Source organism: Candidatus Hakubella thermalkaliphila, assembly GCF_013281975.1.
In the GTDB taxonomy this organism is placed as follows: Bacteria; Actinomycetota; Humimicrobiia; order Hakubellales; family Hakubellaceae; genus Hakubella; species Hakubella thermalkaliphila.
This window is the reverse complement of record NZ_BLRZ01000446.1, coordinates 1-590: the sequence shown is the minus strand read 5'-3', so window position 1 is coordinate 590 and position 590 is coordinate 1. Positions and strand designations below refer to the sequence as shown.

Sequence of the window (590 nt, the reverse complement as noted above, 5' to 3'; positions counted from 1 at the left end):
TTGCGGCCCCAAAAAATACCCCAAAAAGCGGGGTTCTGCGGAACTTGGGTTAGGACTCCCGCCTGATTTAGGTGTATCCTATGGCAGCGTGATGATACTCATCGTAGCCATTACGCTCATGCAACTTGTCATCAGGTTTATGAGAGTAGCCACTTCGGAGTTGTTGAGTGATATCAGCCCGATCTTCAGAAATATCCATATCAGTACTATCATCGCCAGTCTCCTGGGAATGATCCTGGTTTTGACAGGGTGGTGGAAATACCTGTGGATTCTGTTTGGAGGAGCGAATCAATTGCTGGCATCCCTGGCATTGATGCTGGTGACACTCTGGTTGATGTCAGAGGGGAAGAAGGCCTTCTGGACATTCTACCCTATGATCTTCATGTTCATCACAACAGTGGCCGCCCTTCTCTATACCTCCTATGGGCTGCTTCACAAGGTCTTCACAGGTGCAGTCAAAGGAGAGGCACTGGTGGGGAATACACTGATGGGTTTTATTGGTTTCGCCCTGGTTATTGGTGCAATTATTCTGGGAGTGGAAGGAGTGAAGGCCTTCGGCCGATACCGAGCCTTAAAGACCCAACCTCGAC

The 590-nt window shown here is 49.5% G+C and carries 1 protein-coding gene; it reads left to right on the top strand.

Annotated features, from left to right (window positions below):
* Positions 1 to 91 precede the first annotated feature (91 nt).
* Positions 92 to 590 (top strand): carbon starvation CstA family protein (locus HW443_RS12640; protein WP_275942777.1); only part of this gene is annotated, 499 nt, incomplete at its 3' end.